Source organism: Denitrificimonas halotolerans, from assembly GCF_034259425.1.
In the GTDB taxonomy this organism is placed as follows: Bacteria; Pseudomonadota; Gammaproteobacteria; order Pseudomonadales; family Pseudomonadaceae; genus Denitrificimonas; species Denitrificimonas halotolerans.
In genome coordinates, this window is sequence record NZ_JAXIVU010000004.1 from 32,104 (window position 1) to 48,272 (window position 16,169).

The 16,169-nt window shown below is 45.9% G+C and carries 16 protein-coding genes; 15 read left to right on the forward strand and 1 reads right to left on the reverse strand.

The annotated features are described in order from the left end of the window. The first annotated feature begins 4 nt into the window (after window positions 1–4). From TOI97_RS04515 to TOI97_RS04525, 3 genes are all read left to right on the forward strand, one after another. Window positions 5–652: a bifunctional 4-hydroxy-2-oxoglutarate aldolase/2-dehydro-3-deoxy-phosphogluconate aldolase gene (locus TOI97_RS04515; RefSeq protein WP_321552931.1), complete on the forward strand. Its 648-nt coding sequence runs from the start codon at window positions 5–7 to the stop codon at window positions 650–652. After that, the gene (locus TOI97_RS04520) at window positions 649–1,104 is read left to right on the forward strand and encodes an acyl-CoA thioesterase (RefSeq protein WP_321552932.1); all 456 of its coding nucleotides are present in this window, start codon (window positions 649–651) and stop codon (window positions 1,102–1,104) included. The genes TOI97_RS04515 and TOI97_RS04520 overlap by 4 nt, the downstream gene beginning before the upstream one ends. A 134-nt stretch (window positions 1,105–1,238) precedes the next feature. Further along, window positions 1,239–2,210 (forward strand): tRNA dihydrouridine synthase, encoded by a 972-nt coding sequence (locus tag TOI97_RS04525; RefSeq protein WP_321552933.1) that lies wholly within the window; start codon window positions 1,239–1,241, stop codon window positions 2,208–2,210. A 31-nt stretch (window positions 2,211–2,241) separates the two neighbouring features. On the opposite strand, the gene TOI97_RS04530 is transcribed toward TOI97_RS04525, so the two are convergent. Beyond that, the gene (locus tag TOI97_RS04530) at window positions 2,242–3,111 is read right to left on the reverse strand and encodes a LysR family transcriptional regulator (RefSeq protein ID WP_321552934.1); all 870 of its coding nucleotides are present in this window, start codon (window positions 3,109–3,111) and stop codon (window positions 2,242–2,244) included. A gap of 165 nt (window positions 3,112–3,276) precedes the next feature. On the opposite strand from TOI97_RS04530, the gene leuC reads away from it, so the two are divergent. From leuC to TOI97_RS04590, 12 genes are all read left to right on the forward strand, one after another. Next, complete coding sequence (gene leuC, locus TOI97_RS04535) at window positions 3,277–4,710, forward strand: 3-isopropylmalate dehydratase large subunit (protein ID WP_321553064.1); 1,434 nt, start codon at window positions 3,277–3,279, stop codon at window positions 4,708–4,710. 2 nt (window positions 4,711–4,712) lie between these two features. Next, the gene (gene leuD, locus TOI97_RS04540) at window positions 4,713–5,357 is read left to right on the forward strand and encodes a 3-isopropylmalate dehydratase small subunit (protein WP_321552935.1); all 645 of its coding nucleotides are present in this window, start codon (window positions 4,713–4,715) and stop codon (window positions 5,355–5,357) included. A 50-nt stretch (window positions 5,358–5,407) separates the two neighbouring features. After that, a complete protein-coding gene (leuB, locus tag TOI97_RS04545; protein WP_321552936.1) occupies window positions 5,408–6,490 on the forward strand; it encodes a 3-isopropylmalate dehydrogenase in 1,083 nt (360 codons plus the stop codon). 81 nt (window positions 6,491–6,571) lie between these two features. Continuing rightward, complete coding sequence (gene asd, locus TOI97_RS04550) at window positions 6,572–7,684, forward strand: aspartate-semialdehyde dehydrogenase (RefSeq protein WP_321552937.1); 1,113 nt, start codon at window positions 6,572–6,574, stop codon at window positions 7,682–7,684. A 315-nt stretch (window positions 7,685–7,999) separates the two neighbouring features. Further along, window positions 8,000–8,866, forward strand: a complete 867-nt coding sequence (gene truA / locus TOI97_RS04555) for a tRNA pseudouridine(38-40) synthase TruA (protein WP_321552938.1) — start codon at window positions 8,000–8,002, stop codon at window positions 8,864–8,866. Window positions 8,867–8,877: 11 nt separating this feature from the next. After that, window positions 8,878–9,522 carry a phosphoribosylanthranilate isomerase gene (locus TOI97_RS04560; RefSeq protein WP_407651312.1) on the forward strand — a complete coding sequence of 215 codons (645 nt, stop codon included), beginning with the start codon at window positions 8,878–8,880 and terminating at the stop codon, window positions 9,520–9,522. An 82-nt stretch (window positions 9,523–9,604) separates the two neighbouring features. Next, entirely contained in the window at window positions 9,605–10,594 is a 990-nt protein-coding gene (accD, locus tag TOI97_RS04565; RefSeq protein ID WP_321552939.1) for an acetyl-CoA carboxylase, carboxyltransferase subunit beta, read from the forward strand. A gap of 6 nt (window positions 10,595–10,600) precedes the next feature. Next, window positions 10,601–11,887: a bifunctional tetrahydrofolate synthase/dihydrofolate synthase gene (gene folC / locus TOI97_RS04570; protein ID WP_321552940.1), complete on the forward strand. Its 1,287-nt coding sequence runs from the start codon at window positions 10,601–10,603 to the stop codon at window positions 11,885–11,887. Between the two features lie 99 nt (window positions 11,888–11,986). Then, entirely contained in the window at window positions 11,987–12,628 is a 642-nt protein-coding gene (locus tag TOI97_RS04575) for an SPOR domain-containing protein (protein ID WP_321552941.1), read from the forward strand. Between the two features lie 92 nt (window positions 12,629–12,720). Then, window positions 12,721–13,236 carry a CvpA family protein gene (locus tag TOI97_RS04580; protein WP_321552942.1) on the forward strand — a complete coding sequence of 172 codons (516 nt, stop codon included), beginning with the start codon at window positions 12,721–12,723 and terminating at the stop codon, window positions 13,234–13,236. Window positions 13,237–13,303: 67 nt separating this feature from the next. Beyond that, window positions 13,304–14,821, forward strand: coding sequence for an amidophosphoribosyltransferase (gene purF, locus TOI97_RS04585; protein WP_321552943.1), 1,518 nt, complete (start codon window positions 13,304–13,306; stop codon window positions 14,819–14,821). A gap of 103 nt (window positions 14,822–14,924) precedes the next feature. Further along, window positions 14,925–16,136: an O-succinylhomoserine sulfhydrylase gene (locus TOI97_RS04590; protein ID WP_321552944.1), complete on the forward strand. Its 1,212-nt coding sequence runs from the start codon at window positions 14,925–14,927 to the stop codon at window positions 16,134–16,136. Window positions 16,137–16,169: the final 33 nt, after the last annotated feature.

The window sequence follows — 16,169 nt, forward strand, 5'->3', positions numbered from 1 at the left end:
ATTCATGCTAACGATGGAACATATTTTGCGTCGTGCTTATCCGGTCTTGCCGGTTTTAGTGATTGATGACGTTGAGCGTGCAGTAGGGTTAGCGCAGGCGCTGCATGATGGTGGCTTAAATGTCATTGAGGTGACTTTACGCACTCCTCAAGCTTTAGAAGCGATTCAGGTTATTCGCCAAGAAGTGCCAGACTTAATCGTTGGAGTGGGTACTGTAATTCGTGCAGAACAATTTGCTCAAGCCATTGATGCAGGAGCGCAGTTTGCAGTCAGCCCTGGCTTTACTGAGCGCTTGACACAAGCTGCCCAAGAAACTGAATTGCCATACTTGCCAGCGGTTATGACTCCTTCAGAAGTGTTGCAAGCATTAGAGTACGGCTATCGTTCTTTAAAGTTATTTCCTGCAAACGCGGGATCTAGCGTACGTTTGCTTAATAGTTTTAAGGGGCCGTTTACTGGTATCAGTTTCTGTCCAACAGGTGGGATTACGCGTGATAATTTATTAAGCTATTTAAGTTTACCTAATGTTGCCTGTTGTGGTGGGACTTGGGTAGCACCGGCGAGCTTAGTACAGGCCCAAGCTTGGGATCAGATTACCCAGTTGGCTCGAGAAGCTTGCGCGATGGCAGGGCATTTGGAGGTGTTTACATGAGGTGGGATTATCCCAATCCTTTTATCTTGCCAATTTGCGCTAGTGCTGCAGAAATTGATGAATTTGACCATGTGAATAATGCCGTTTATGTTCAATGGATGGAGGAGTGTGCTTGGCAGCACTCCATTGAGCTAGGACTCGGTTTTGCAGAGTATCAAGCGTTAGATCGGGGTATGGCGATTTTGCGCCATGAGATTGATTACTTAGCCAGTGCGTACGAAGGGGAGCAAATGGAAATGGCAACTTGGGTCGCTTACTCCGATCAACGTTTGAAAATGGATCGTTATTTTCAGTTACGACGTGTGGCGGATGGCCAGACGTTACTGCGAGCGAAAACTACTTTTGTTTGTATAGAGTTATCCAGTGGTCGGCCCAAACGTATGCCGCCGGCGTTTGTGCAAGGTTATGGCGCTGCTATGTTGCCGGAGCATGCGCGCCCAACAACAGTTTGAATGCAAGTCTTCTGTTTCTATCAAAACCAGGTTCAGTGTAATGTCTCAGCAGCTAGAGCGGGCTGGCTCTATCGAGTTGAATATTTAAGCCTTTAGTACGTGTGTTACGTGCTGATTTATGTGAGTTATATATTGTGCAAATTGCTTTAGCGCCGATGGAGGGGTTGGTAGACCATATTTTACGCGGCCTCCTAACTGAGCAAGGGGGGATAGATTGGTGTGTTACCGAGTTTATTCGTGTGACGGATCAGTTGTTACCATCGCGTAGTTTTTACCGCTTAGCGCCTGAGTTAGAGCAGGGTGCACAGACCTGTGTTGGAACACCTGTGCGTGTTCAATTGTTGGGTTCAGACCCTGTGGCTTTGGCTGAGAATGCTGCAAAAGCTTGTGAGCTAGGTGCGCCGGTCATTGATTTAAATTTTGGTTGCCCAGCTAAAACTGTGAACAACTCTAACGGTGGTGCCATTTTGCTGCGTGAACCGGAACGCTTATTTAAAATTGTTGAGACGGTGCGCGCGGGTATGCCCAAAGATATTGCATTAACGACGAAAATGCGTCTGGGGTACGATAGTCCTGAAGGTGCGATGGATTCTGCACGTGCTTTAGCCGCGGGTGGTTCAGCGCAGATCGTGGTACATGCGCGCACCAAAGTTGATGGTTATAAGCCTCCGGCACACTGGGAATGGGTTGCTAAAGTTCAAGATGTAGTTGATGTGCCAGTATTTGCTAATGGGGATATTTGGACACTAGAAGATTGGTATCGTTGCCGTGAAATCAGCGGGGTAGATCACGTCATGCTTGGACGTGGGCTGGTGTCATGCCCCGATCTGGCTAAACAAATTGCTGCAGCTCGTGATGGGATTGAGTATCAATTGAAAACTTGGCAAGAGTTGCAACCATTGCTGCGTGAGTTTTGGCGTCAGGCTCGTTTATATATTCCGGCTCGCTTTGCTCCTGGGCGGCTCAAGCAGTGGTTGGCCCTTTTAACTCGTAACTACCCAGAAGCGCAACAATTGTTTCTGAAGGTGCGTAAGATGACAGATTGCTCGGTAATTGATCAGTTATTTGGTTTTTCCTCTGAACACTTAGAGACTGTTAACTGTTGATTGTAGCCTGAGGTCACCTGCTGTAATCCATTTACTCTGCGTGATTGAGCATTTGCATAAAGGCTTGTGCTGCATTAGATAGGGTGCGTTCGGTGTGTACGATATAACCGAGATCACGACTGAGGCTAGCGTCACTGATCGGGAGGCGGACAACTGATTCGTCCAACATGCTGTGTGGTAGTACGCTCCAAGCTAAGCCAATCGACACCATCATTTTTATGGTTTCCATATAGTTGGTACTCATGCTGATTTCGGGAGTAAGTCCTGCCTGATCAAATAATTGCAAAGCAATCTTACGAGTGAAGGTATGGCTGCCAGGAAAGACAGCGGGGTAAGCACAGAGATCGACCAATCTGATGTGCTTGCGTTGAGCTAAGGGGTGGTCCAGTGCCACAACAAAATCTAAATCATCTTGCCAAACTTTTACTGCTTTGAGCGGAGCTTCGCAGTGTGGTGAAAGTGTGATAATAGCGAGCTCACAGCGACCGTGAAGAATATCGGTATAAGCTACTTCTGAATCTAAGAAGCGGATATCTAACATGACTTCAGGGTATTGCTTGGTAAAAGCTCGTAATAGCGGTGGTAAACGGCGTAAACCAATATGGTGACTCGTGGCTAAACTCAAGTTTCCGCTCACTGTACCATGTAAGTTATTTAAGGCGCGCCGTGCATCCTCGAGTTCATTGACAATGCGGTAGGCGCGTGGCAGCAAGGCTTGGCCTGCCTCAGTCAGACGGATTTCTCGACCAATACGATCAAATAGCCGCACTCCCAATTGATCTTCCAGGCTGGCAATACGCTTACTGATCGCCGGTTGAGTTACATGTAATCGCTCGCCTGCAAGGGAAAAGCTTTGCTGTTCAGCAATGGTAATGAAAGTCTGTAAGTTGGCTAGATCCATGGGGGGCTGTGTGTGATGGTAGAAGTTTTTTAGTTTACCACTATAACCAAATGGAATCCAATGGATAATAAATATCAATTTGAGTTATTCAAGTGAAGAACTTAGTATGGCTACATAAGCAGTACGTGAATGGCTACTGCGTTTAACATTGATGAGGACGGTCTAATGGCTGGAAAAACGCTGTATGACAAGCTTTGGGAGATGCACGAAGTTAAACGCCGAGATGATGGCTCTTCGTTGATTTATATTGATCGGCATATTCTGCATGAGGTGACTTCGCCGCAAGCCTTTGAAGGTTTGCGTTTAGCTGGGCGTCAGCCGTGGCGTGTTGATGCCAATATCGCAACCCCTGATCATAACGTACCGACCACCAAGAAAGAGCGTGACGGTGGTATTGAAGCTATTGCTGATGATGTATCTCGTATTCAGGTGCAAACCTTAGATGATAACTGTGAAGAGTACGGTATTTTGCAGTTTAAAATGAACGATGTGCGTCAAGGAATTGTTCATGTTATTGGTCCTGAGCAGGGTGCCACTTTGCCAGGTATGACCGTTGTTTGCGGTGACTCACACACATCAACCCATGGTGCATTTGGTGCTTTGGCCCATGGTATAGGTACGTCAGAAGTTGAGCATGTTTTAGCGACCCAATGTTTGGTGGCTAAGAAGATGAAAAACATGCAGGTGCGTGTGGAAGGTCAAATTCCTGAAGGCGTGACCGCGAAAGATATCGTGTTAGCTATTATTGGGAAGATTGGTACCGCGGGTGGTAATGGTCATGCAGTTGAGTTTGCTGGCAGCGCTATTCGTGAATTGTCTATGGAAGGTCGTATGACCTTGTGCAATATGTCAATCGAAGCAGGTGCGCGTGTAGGCATGGTGGCCGTTGACCAAAAAACTATTGATTATGTGCAAGGTCGTCCGTATGCGCCAAAGGGTGCCGATTGGGAGGCAGCCGTTGCTGCTTGGAAAGATTTGGTTTCTGATGAGGACGCACATTTTGACACTGTTGTAGAAATGCGCGCAGAAGATATTATCCCTCAAGTCAGTTGGGGCACTTCACCGGAAATGGTGTTGCCGGTGAATGCTAATGTTCCAGATCCAGCTAAAGAGTCTGATCCTGTTAAGCGTGACTCCATTACCCGCGCATTGAAATATATGGGGCTGCAAGCAAACCAAGCTATTACTGATATTAAGTTGGATCGTATTTTTATTGGTTCGTGCACTAACTCGCGTATTGAAGATTTGCGAGCAGCAGCTGCAGTGGCTAAAGGTCGTAAAGTTGCTGACAATGTCATTCAAGCCTTAGTAGTGCCAGGTTCAGGCTTAGTGAAAGCACAGGCGGAAGAAGAAGGTTTAGATAAGATTTTTATTGACGCAGGTTTTGAGTGGCGAGAGCCTGGATGTTCCATGTGTTTAGCAATGAATCCTGATAAGTTAGGCAGTGGCGAACATTGTGCTTCAACCTCTAACCGTAACTTTGAAGGGCGTCAGGGCAATGGTGGACGGACACATCTAGTGAGCCCAGCGATGGCTGCCGCAGCAGCGGTTAAAGGCCATTTTGTCGATGTGCGTGAATTAATGAATGAAGGAGCATAAACATGAAAGCCTTTACTCAACATCAAGGTTTAGTTGCTCCGTTGGATCGCGCCAACGTTGATACAGACCAGATTATTCCAAAGCAATTTTTAAAGTCCATTAAACGTACCGGTTTTGGTGCTAATTTATTTGATGAGTGGCGTTATCTTGATGAGGGGCAGCCAGATCAGGATAACAGTAAGCGCCCGCTCAATACTGAGTTTGTACTGAATCAGCCACGCTACCAAGGTGCAAGTGTTTTGCTTGCGCAAGAAAATTTTGGTTGCGGATCCAGCCGTGAGCACGCGCCATGGGCGCTAGATGAGTACGGCTTCCGTGCCATTATCGCACCGAGCTTTGCTGATATTTTTTATAACAACAGTTTTAAAAATGGTTTGTTGCCTATTGTGCTAAGTGCTGATGAGGTTAATGAGCTGTTTGTGCAAACGGAAGCCAATGAAGGTTATGCGTTGACTATCGATTTAGAAGCGCAAACGGTGACCCGTCCTGATGGAGTGCAGTATGCATTTGAGGTAGATGCATTCCGTAAGCACTGTTTGCTCAACGGTCTAGATGATATCGGCTTGACCTTGCAAGATGCTGAGTTGATTCGTGAATTTGAGGCTGGCTACAAAAAAGCCAATCCATGGTTGTTTAACGCACTTTAATTTAACCTGTAACGCCATTGTAGAAACTGCAATGGCGTTGAGAGCTTGATATGAAAAAGAAAATTTTAGTAATGCCAGGTGATGGAATTGGTCCAGAGATCACCCGTGAAGCAGTTAAGGTTTTAGAGCAGGCTGCACAAAAGTTTAGCCTAGATTTTGAACTGGTTGATGGTGAGTTAGGCGGGGCAGCCATTGATAAGCATGGCGTACCTTTGGCAGATACAACTTTAGCGTTAGCACGTGAGGTAGATGCTATTTTGCTTGGTGCGGTGGGCGGTCCTAAGTGGGATACATTGGATCCTGCCATTCGTCCAGAACGTGGCTTATTGAAATTGCGATCAGAATTAGGTTTGTTTGGTAACTTACGTCCGGCGCTTTTGTACCCACAGTTGGCTGAAGCATCAAGTCTGAAGCCCGAAGTAGTGTCGGGTTTAGATATTTTGATTGTACGTGAACTGACGGGTGGTATTTATTTTGGTACGCCGCGTGATACTGTTATTTTAGATAACGGTGAGCGTATGGCATATGACACTTTACCTTATAAAGAAAGTGAAATTCGCCGGATTGCTAAAGTTGGCTTTGACATGGCACGTTTACGTAACAAGAAAGTGTGTTCTGTGGATAAGGCGAACGTTTTGGCATCCAGTCGCTTGTGGCGTGAAGTAGTGAACGAAGTAGCTAAAGATTACCCTGATGTAGAACTAAGCCATATGTATGTGGATAATGCAGCGATGCAGTTGGTGATGGCGCCGAAACAGTTTGATGTGATTGTGACTGAGAATATGTTTGGTGATATTCTATCGGATCAGGCTTCTATGTTGACGGGTTCCATTGGTATGCTGCCATCAGCGTCCTTAGATTCCAACAATAAGGGTATGTATGAGCCATCTCATGGTTCCGCACCTGATATTGCTGGGCAAAACCTTGCCAATCCACTGGCGACGATTTTGTCTGTATCCATGATGTTGCGTTACACCTTTAACCAACTTGCAGCAGCAGATGCTATTGAGCAGGCTGTGAGTGATGTGTTGGATCAAGGTTTACGTACCGGTGATATCTTCTCTGAAGGTATGCGTAAAGTGGGTACTGTTGAAATGGGTGATGCGGTAGTCGCAGCGTTAGCAAAACTGTAAGCTCATTCAATTCAATTTAGCCCGCCACAATTGCTTGCTAAGTAGTGTGGCGGTCGTTAACTAACAATAGGTGTAGTCGTAATGAAACGTGTAGGTCTAATTGGTTGGCGTGGCATGGTGGGCTCTGTCCTTATGCAGCGCATGCTGGAAGAACAGGATTTTGAATTAATTGATCCAGTATTCTTTACTACCTCTAATGTCGGTGGACAAGGACCTGCCATTGGTAAAGATATTCCAGCTTTGCAAGATGCTTATGATATTAATGAGCTCAAAAAACTGGATATAATCTTGACCTGTCAAGGTGGTGACTACACCAATGAAGTGTATCCAAAATTACGTGAGGCAGGTTGGGATGGATACTGGATTGATGCTGCATCTGCCTTGCGTATGAAAGATCACGCAATGATTGTACTTGATCCGGTCAACCGTAAAGGTATTGATCACGGTATTGATTCTGGTGTCAAAGATTTTGTTGGTGGTAACTGTACCGTGAGTCTGATGTTAATGGGCTTAGGCGGTTTATTTGAAGCTGGTCTGGTTGAGTGGATGAGCGCAATGACGTATCAGGCTGCTAGCGGTGCAGGTGCGCAAAACATGCGAGAACTGATTCGACAAATGGGTGGCATCCGTGATTCAGTAGCAACTGAGTTGCAAGATCCAGCCAGTGCTATTTTAGATATCGATCGTCAGGTTGCTGAGTTTCAGCGCAGTGAAGATTGCCCAGTAGATCATTTTGGAGTGCCGTTGGCGGGCAGTTTAATTCCATGGATTGATAGTGCATTGCCTAATGGTCAAAGTCGTGAAGAGTGGAAGGCTCAAGCTGAAACCAACAAGATTTTGGGGCATTTTAAAAATCCAGTGCCTATTGATGGGTTGTGTGTACGTGTTGGTGCGATGCGCTGCCACAGTCAGGCGTTGACGATTAAACTCAACAAAGATGTACCCTTAGCTGATATTGAAAGCTTGATTAGTCAGCACAACCCATGGGTGCGTTTAGTACCTAATGATCGTGATATGACTATGCGTGAACTCACGCCAACAGCGGTAACAGGGACTATGAATGTTCCTGTTGGTCGTGTGCGTAAGCTGAATATGGGGTCGCATTATATTGGGGCATTCACCGTTGGTGATCAGCTACTATGGGGTGCGGCAGAGCCGTTGCGTAGAATGTTACGCATTTTGTTGGAGCGTTAAGTGTAAGGCTGCGCTTAGAGTTTACTTGGCCTTAGAGTCAGGTGGAAACCCGCATACTATTGGCATTAAAGCTAATGTTGTGCGGGTTTTTTATTGATAAGGTTAAAATTAAGTAGGGTGTTGGGCTTTAAGGCCTTAGTACTGTGCCTTCCTAGCTGAAACGGAAAACTATCGAACAATCTTTGAGTCCGTTAGACTTAGCGGTTTTTAGTTGTGCTTTAGGTGTTCGGTATTGATCGTTATCTTGTACGAGATGATCAGTTATTACGGGGCGCGCTAGCCAGATTATTTATTGCATAGTCAATAGGAGCGTTCATGTCAGTTACGATGACTCCGGCTGTAGACGAGGTCGCCGCACCAGGTTTTACTAGAATTGCCTTAGGCATTGATTACAAGGGTTCTAATTATCGAGGGTTTCAGTTGCAGCCTGATGGTGTACCAAGTGTGCAGGGAGCAGTAGAGCAGGCCCTGCAACAAGTCAATGCAGGACTGTCAGTACGCTTAAGTTGTGCAGGGCGTACCGATGCTATGGTGCATGCATGTGGACAGGTGGTGCATTTTGATACGCCTCATGTGCGCCCGATGCGTGCTTGGGTGATGGGGGCGAATCGCTATTTGCCTTCAGATATCAGTGTTACTTGGGCAAAGGAAATGCCTGCTGATTTTCATTCTCGTTTTAGTGCTGTTGCTCGGCGTTATCGTTATGTGATTTATAGTGATGAAATACGCCCTGCGCATCTAGGGCAGGAAGTCACTTGGACTCATCGCCAGCTTGATGTTGAGCGTATGCAAAATGCAGCGCAGTGCTTGGTTGGGACTCATGATTTCAGTGCTTTACGGGCTGCAGGCTGCCAAGCTCGTTCACCTGTTCGTACAATTCACCATCTGCGCATCATAGAATTTGGTAAGCTGATTGTCATTGATGTACGTGCCAATGCTTTTTTACACCATATGGTTCGTAATATCGCTGGCGTATTAATGATGATTGGTGCGGGTGATCGTCCTATTAAGTGGGCTAAAGAGGTACTGGAAAGCCGGGATCGCAGTATGGGGGGGGTTACTGCAGCACCTTACGGCCTTTATATGGTTAAAGTTGAATATCCTGAGCAATTTATTTTGCCAGAACGTTTTTTGGGCCCGCACTTTTTATCGGGTTTGCCGGACACTTTTACTGATCTGTGATTGGAGTAGTTGTGCGAATACGAACAAAAATTTGTGGTATTACCCGTATCGAAGATGCATTAAGTGCTGCACAATCTGGTGTTGACGCCATTGGCTTAGTGTTTTATGAAAAAAGCCCGCGTGCGGTCAATATCGTGCAAGCGCAAGCAATTGTTGCAGCCTTACCGCCTTTTGTAAGTACAGTGGGTTTGTTTGTTAATGCTACGCGTGAAGTGATTAATACTGTGTTGGCAGAGGTACCGTTGGACATTTTACAGTTTCACGGTGATGAAACGCCAGAGCAATGTGAGGGCTTCAGTCGGCCGTATATTCGTGCATTACGTATGCAGCCAGGTGTAGATATTGCTCAAAAAGCAGCGCAGTATACTTGTGCGCAGGCAGTTTTACTTGATGCTTGGGTGCCGGGTGTGCCAGGCGGCACTGGCGAGCGCTTTGATTGGCAGCAGATACCTACTGACTTAGCCAAACCGCTCATTCTCGCTGGAGGCTTAAATGTGGATAATGCGGTACAAGCTATGCGGCAGGTTCAGCCTTGGGCTTTGGATGTAAGCGGTGGTGTAGAGTCCAGTCGTGGTATAAAAGACGCAGATAAAATACGTAAATTCTTATATGCTGTGCAGTTAGAAAACGCACAGCGATGTGACGGGATGAAATAAAGCACCGTCAGTAACCTAATCATTCAATAAATACTATAAGGCAGGTGACCTTGTTACTTGTCCTAGGCGGAGTAGTCAGCTGATGAACAACTGGTTAGTAGATAAACTAATTCCTTCTATTATGCGCTCTGATTCACGGTCAAAAAGAGGATCGGTGCCCGAAGGTATTTGGCATAAATGTCCTTCTTGTGAAGCCGCTCTATATAAACCAGAGTTAGAAAAAACCTTAAATGTCTGTCCGAAATGTGATCACCACATGCGCATCAATGCGCGTACTCGTTTAGATATTTTCTTAGATAAAGACGAGCGCAGTGAAATAGCAGCAGAACTAGAGCCAGTTGACCGCATTAAATTTCGTGATAGCAAACGCTATAAAGATCGTCTTAGTGCTGCGCAAAAGCAAACCGGTGAAAAAGATGCTTTGGTTGCTATGAGTGGTACTTTAGAAGGGATGCCTGTTGTTGCTGCAGCCTTTGAGTTTTCTTTTATGGGTGGCTCTATGGGGGCCATTGTTGGGGAAAAGTTTGTGCAAGCGGCTAATGTTGCTCTTGAGCAGCGTTGTCCAATGATTTGCTTTTCGGCATCTGGTGGTGCGCGAATGCAAGAAGCTTTAATTTCTTTAATGCAAATGGCGAAAACATCAGCGGTGATTGCACGCTTGCGTGAAGAAGGTATCCCGTTTATTTCTGTATTGACTGACCCTGTTTATGGTGGTGTATCTGCTAGTTTGGCGATGCTAGGTGATGTGATTGTAGGTGAGCCAAAAGCTTTAGTGGGTTTTGCTGGTCCTCGTGTGATTGAGCAGACAGTCCGTGAAAAGTTACCTGAAGGCTTCCAGCGCAGTGAGTTTCTGCTTGAGCACGGAGCGATCGACTTAATTATTCCTCGTGTTGAGTTGCGTTCTCGTTTGGCAAGTATATTGCGTCAGTTAATGAATATGCCTGTCGCGCCAGAGGAAGATAAAGTAGAGGTTTCGGGCGTTGTGGATGCTAATAATGGCAAGCAACATGATGAAGAGCCTGTCGAGACTGTGGCAGGTGATGCTAAAGATGGTGAAAAAGCAAAGGCTTAAATAAAAATGATAACGCGGAATCTTGAGCAGTGGCTCAGTTATTTAGAGCAGTTACACCCAAGTGAAATTGATATGGGTTTGGCGCGCGTAAAAGCAGTAGCACAGCGCTTAAGGTTACCGCGTATCGCAAATAAGGTCGTTACAGTAACAGGTACGAATGGTAAAGGATCGACTTGTGCTTTTATAGCCAATTTAGTGGCCCAAGAAGGCTTGCGGGTGGGTGTTTATAGTTCGCCGCATTTATTAAATTATAACGAGCGCGTATATATCAATGGTGAAAATGCTACCGATCAGTCGTTGTGCTATGCGTTTGCTGCCGTTGAGGAAGCTCGAGGTGACACCAGTTTAACTTACTTTGAAATGGGAACATTGGCCGCGCTTTGGCTGTTTGCTCAAGCTCAGTTAGACGTGGTGATTTTGGAAGTAGGTCTAGGTGGCCGCTTAGATGCGGTTAATATTGTGGATGCGGACATTGCTGTGGTGACCAATATTGGGTTGGATCACAAGGATTGGCTCGGTGATACTCGTGATTCTGTAGCCTATGAGAAGGCAGGTATTTTTCGCACAGGCTTACCTGCAGTCTGTGGTGATCTTGATCCGCCAGAGCCCATCTTAACTCAAGCATCCTTGATTAATACGCCCTTACTGTTACGTGGTCGTGATTTTGATTTGGCTGTTGCAGAGAAAAGTTGGCATTGGCGTGGTGCGAGTGCTCAGGGGGAGCGGCTTGAGTTACATGATATCCCGCTTTTAGCATTGCCGATTGAAAATGCAGCACTGGCTTTGCAAGTGTATGCCCTGCTTGATTTGAACTGGTGCTCAGAGGGTATTATAGCTGCCTTAACACAGACGCGTATTGCTGGACGGTTGCATGAAATGAGTTTGTCTTGGCAGGGGCGGTCGCTGTCTTTATTGTTGGATGTGGCACATAACCCGCATGCGGCTAGCTATCTTGCTGGGCGAATTGAAGCAAGTCCGCGGAATGGGCGTCGATTGGCTGTGCTCGGTGTTCTAGAAGATAAAGATTTATCAGGTGTCTTAGATGCTATGCAGGGACAGGTCAGTAGTTGGGCAGTGGCGACCCTGCCAAGTCCGCGCAGTTGTAAGGCGAGTCAGTTGCAGCAGATGTTGCTAGAGCGTGGGGCTACTGTGAGTGTTTATGACACTATAGCTCAAGCGATTGAGGCGCAGTGCGCCGATGCACTGGATGGGGATCAAGTTGTTATTTTTGGTTCGTTTTTTACCGTAGCTGAAGCGCTCAAATGGCTTGATAAAAACACAAAGCAAAGCTAGCTTGAATTAATGCACGCAAGGATTGTTATGTAGTCGAACCTGTGTTTTAGTGTATCAGTAAAAACATTTGGTTTATTAATAAAAAATGGAGCACAATTTATGGCGGCTGCAGAAAGTAAACTCAAACAACGTATAGTTGGTGCCTTGGTTTTAATTGCTTTAGCGGTGATCTTTGTACCGATGTTGTTTAAGAAAGAAGAGGCAATTCAGCAAGTAATTGTACAAGCGCCGCCGATGCCTGAGGCGCCTGCTGCTCCAGAGTTTCCTGTAGATGAAGTTGAAGTGCCTACACCGATAGTTGATGAAACTTATGAGCTAGTTGAGGAGGCAGGAGTTGTACATGAAAGTGCACCAGTCGTGAGTATTCCATCGAATTCAGGTTCGGTTATGGTTCAGACGCAACCAGAGCCTGTTGTATCGCCTCAACCTGTTACTCCGAAGGCTGAGCGTAAGCCGGTCATTACTAAACCGGCACAGCAAGCGGTAACGCCGGGTATTGATAAAAACAACCTGCCTGTATCATGGTCCGTGCAGATTGCTAATGTAGGTAATAAAGCAAATGCTGAAGCGCTGCGTGATAAGTTTCGTAAGAAGCAGTACAACGCTTATGTGCGCAGTAGCGGTGGTACGCATCGTGTTTTAATTGGTCCGTTGGTGAAAGATGCTGAAGCACGAGCACTGTGTAAAAGCTTAAAAACGCGTGAAAAACAAGATTGCTTTGTTGTACGTTACGAACCGTAAAGGTATCAGGTGTACGAAAAACGTAACAAGCGCTTATCACTCTCGAATAGCTCTGTTAAAATACTTTGTTTTACAGAGCAGGTTAATTAGCAGTGTCTTTTAATTGGGTTGATGCCCTCATTCTTGGCATGATTGCCATCTCAGCGCTTATTAGCTTAAGTCGTGGTTTTATTAAAGAAGCCTTGTCATTAGTAACATGGGTTGTGGCTGGCGTGGTAGCTCGAGTTTATGGGGGGGGCTTAGCTCACCATTTCTCAGATTATATTGCCACTCCGTCCTTGCAAGTTGTGGCAGCGAGTGCGCTTTTATTTGCAGCAATTTTGATGGTTGGTGCCTTAATTAACTTTATGTTAGTGCAGATGGTTCGAGCAACAGGGCTGACCGGAACGGACCGCTTGTTAGGTATGGTATTTGGTGCAGCACGCGGTACTTTGCTCGTTGTGATTTTAGTAGGTCTGTTAAGTTTGGCGCCGGTTCAGCAAGACAGCTGGTGGCAGCAGTCTACTTTAATTCCGCATTTTCTTTTGATCGCTGACTGGTCAAAAAACCTGATTTTAGGTTTGTCTGGTGAGTGGATTTCGACCGCTCAAAGTGCACGTCACTTATGAGCAAGCTAGGCAGTTACTATCCTGCAACTGCCTTTAAACTAGAATGACATAACAGGGGTCGCGTTACATGTGTGGCATTGTCGGTATTGTTGGCAAATCAAACATAAATCAAGCGCTTTATGATGCGCTTACCGTACTTCAACACCGTGGCCAGGATGCCGCCGGGATGGTGACATCCAAGAATGGGCGTTTGTTCTTACGTAAAGATAATGGTTTAGTGCGTGATGTATTCCGTACGCGCCATATGAAGGAGTTGATCGGTAATGTTGGAATTGGCCATGTGCGCTATCCAACAGCAGGAAGTTCCAGCAGTGCTGAGGCACAACCTTTTTATGTCAATTCACCATATGGTATTACGTTAGCCCATAATGGTAATTTGACCAATGTGGAGCAGCTGGCTAAAGAGATTTATGAGTCAGATTTGCGTCACATGAATACTAATTCAGATTCAGAAGTCATGTTGAATGTTTTTGCACATGAACTGAGTCGGCGTGGCAAATTACAACCTACTAAAGAAGATGTTTTTGCTGCGGTCAGTCGAGTCCATGAGCGTTGCCGTGGTGGTTATGCTGTAGTTTCCATGATTACTGGGTACGGTGTTTTAGGGTTTCGTGATCCGCATGGTATTCGCCCAATTGTGTTTGGTCAACGCCATACTGAAGAGGGTGTTGAGTATATGATCGCTTCGGAAAGCGTGGCGTTGGACGTACTAGGTTTTAAGTTGATTCGTGATCTGGCACCAGGTGAAGCAGTTTATATTACTGAAGATGGGCAGTTGCATACTCGTCAATGTGCAAAAGATCCAGTGCTAAATCCGTGCATTTTTGAACAGGTTTACTTGGCTCGCCCAGATTCCATTATTGATGGTGTATCGGTGTACAAGGCGCGCTTGCGCATGGGAGAAAAACTGGCTGATAAAATCTTGAATGAGCGTCCAGACCACGATATTGATGTGGTGATTCCTATTCCTGACACGAGTCGCACTTCAGCTTTAGAGTTAGCCAACCGTTTAGGTGTTAAATATCGGGAAGGCTTTGTTAAGAATCGTTATATTGGGCGTACCTTTATTATGCCTGGACAGGCCGCGCGGAAAAAATCTGTCCGTCAAAAGTTGAACGCTATTGATTTAGAGTTCCGTGGTAAAAATGTAATGCTAGTGGATGACTCTATCGTCCGTGGAACCACCTGCAAGCAAATTATCCAGATGGCTCGTGAAGCTGGTGCGAAGAATGTGTACTTCTGTTCAGCTGCACCTGCTGTACGTTATCCCAATGTTTATGGCATTGATATGCCGAGTGTGCATGAGTTGATAGCTCATAATCGTACCACGGAAGAAGTGGCAGCATTGATTGGTGCAGATTGGCTGGTGTACCAAGACTTGCAAGACTTAGTTGATAGTGTAGGTGGTGGTAAAATCCAGATTGAGAAATTTGATTGCGCTGTCTTTGATGGTAAGTATGTGACAGGTGATATTGATGACAAGTACTTACAACATATTGAAAAGGTACGCAGTGATTTGGCGCTGACTGCGCAACAAGTAGCGAACAATGCAACGATTGATTTGCATAATAGCTCGGCAGGCTGAATCGCATCTAGCAAGGTGTCTCACTGGCACCTTTACTGTTCTTAGGGTGCAGCTTTATGGGCTGCACTTGTCTACTCTTTTAAGTGTATAAGGTGTGCAAGTCATGACGACGGATTGGCAGGCAGGTCGACTCAATAGCGAACTTAGCGAAGCAGGTTTTGATACTCTGGCTGTGCGAGCAGGTCAGTATCGTAGTTTTGAGTCTGAGCACAGTGAGGCGATTTACACCACATCCAGTTATGTGTTCCGTAGTGCGGCAGATGCGGCTGCTAGTTTTGCTGGAGAGCGTGTAGGTAATGTTTACTCGCGCTATACTAACCCTACCGTGCGTACCTTTGAAGAGCGTTTAGCATCACTGGAAGGGGCGGAGAAGTGTGTAGCGACTGCTTCAGGCATGTCGGCGATTTTGGCGACGGTGATGAGCTTGTGCAGTATGGGCGATGAAATTCTGGTTTCCCGTAGTATCTTTGGTGCTACTGTCAGCTTGTTTGATAAATATTGTGTGCGTTTTGGTATTAAAATCACCTATGTACAGATTGATGATCTTGCGGCATGGAAAGCAGCTTGTACTGAAAAAACTAAATTATTTTTTATTGAGTCGCCATCGAACCCGCTGGCAGAACTAGCAGATATTCGTGCTTTGAGTGATATTGCCCATACAGCTGGCGCGTTGTTAATGGTGGATAACTGTTTTTGCACCCCTGTTTTACAAAAGCCGTTGATGTTAGGTGCAGATATTGTGATTCATTCAGCTACTAAATACATTGATGGTCAAGGGCGTTGCCTAGGCGGTGCTGTATTGGGCAGCGCTGAATTGATGAGCGAGGTTGTGGGTTTTTTGCGTACGGCAGGTCCTACGATGAGTCCATTTAATGCATGGGTATTCCTTAAAGGATTAGAAACGTTACGTCTGCGTATGAATGCTCACTGCGAAAGTGCCCAGCAATTAGCTGAGTGGCTTGAGGAGCAGCCGCAAGTTAAGAAGGTTTATTATGCTGGTTTGGTCAGTCACCCTCAACATGAATTAGCTAAACAGCAGCAAAGTGCTTTTGGCGCAGTGGTAAGCTTTGAGGTTGAGGGTGGGCAAGAGGGGGCGTGGCGCTTTATTGATGCAACTCGAATGATTTCTATTACTGCTAATCTTGGAGATACCAAAACAACCATTACTCATCCAGGGACAACGACTCATGGTCGCTTAAAGCCTGAAGAACGAGAGCAAGCAGGGATTCATGATGGCTTAATCAGGGTAGCCGTAGGCTTAGAAGATGTTGCAGATATACAAGCGGATTTACAACGTGGTCTAGCTGCAATTTGATTAGTTTTGCATCGAGATAGAACTTTGTTTCGA

What these genes read in the sequence shown, in the direction of transcription:
- TOI97_RS04515 (WP_321552931.1), top strand. Translation starts at nt 5, where the DNA reads ATGCTAACGATGGAACATATTTTGCGTCGTGCTTATCCGGTCTTGCCG.
- TOI97_RS04520 (WP_321552932.1), top strand. Translation starts at nt 649, where the DNA reads ATGAGGTGGGATTATCCCAATCCTTTTATCTTGCCAATTTGCGCTAGT.
- TOI97_RS04530 (WP_321552934.1), bottom strand. Translation starts at nt 3,111, where the DNA reads ATGGATCTAGCCAACTTACAGACTTTCATTACCATTGCTGAACAGCAA.
- leuC (WP_321553064.1), top strand. Translation starts at nt 3,277, where the DNA reads ATGGCTGGAAAAACGCTGTATGACAAGCTTTGGGAGATGCACGAAGTT.
- leuD (WP_321552935.1), top strand. Translation starts at nt 4,713, where the DNA reads ATGAAAGCCTTTACTCAACATCAAGGTTTAGTTGCTCCGTTGGATCGC.
- leuB (WP_321552936.1), top strand. Translation starts at nt 5,408, where the DNA reads ATGAAAAAGAAAATTTTAGTAATGCCAGGTGATGGAATTGGTCCAGAG.
- asd (WP_321552937.1), top strand. Translation starts at nt 6,572, where the DNA reads ATGAAACGTGTAGGTCTAATTGGTTGGCGTGGCATGGTGGGCTCTGTC.
- truA (WP_321552938.1), top strand. Translation starts at nt 8,000, where the DNA reads ATGTCAGTTACGATGACTCCGGCTGTAGACGAGGTCGCCGCACCAGGT.
- accD (WP_321552939.1), top strand. Translation starts at nt 9,605, where the DNA reads ATGAACAACTGGTTAGTAGATAAACTAATTCCTTCTATTATGCGCTCT.
- folC (WP_321552940.1), top strand. Translation starts at nt 10,601, where the DNA reads ATGATAACGCGGAATCTTGAGCAGTGGCTCAGTTATTTAGAGCAGTTA.
- TOI97_RS04575 (WP_321552941.1), top strand. Translation starts at nt 11,987, where the DNA reads ATGGCGGCTGCAGAAAGTAAACTCAAACAACGTATAGTTGGTGCCTTG.
- purF (WP_321552943.1), top strand. Translation starts at nt 13,304, where the DNA reads ATGTGTGGCATTGTCGGTATTGTTGGCAAATCAAACATAAATCAAGCG.
- TOI97_RS04590 (WP_321552944.1), top strand. Translation starts at nt 14,925, where the DNA reads ATGACGACGGATTGGCAGGCAGGTCGACTCAATAGCGAACTTAGCGAA.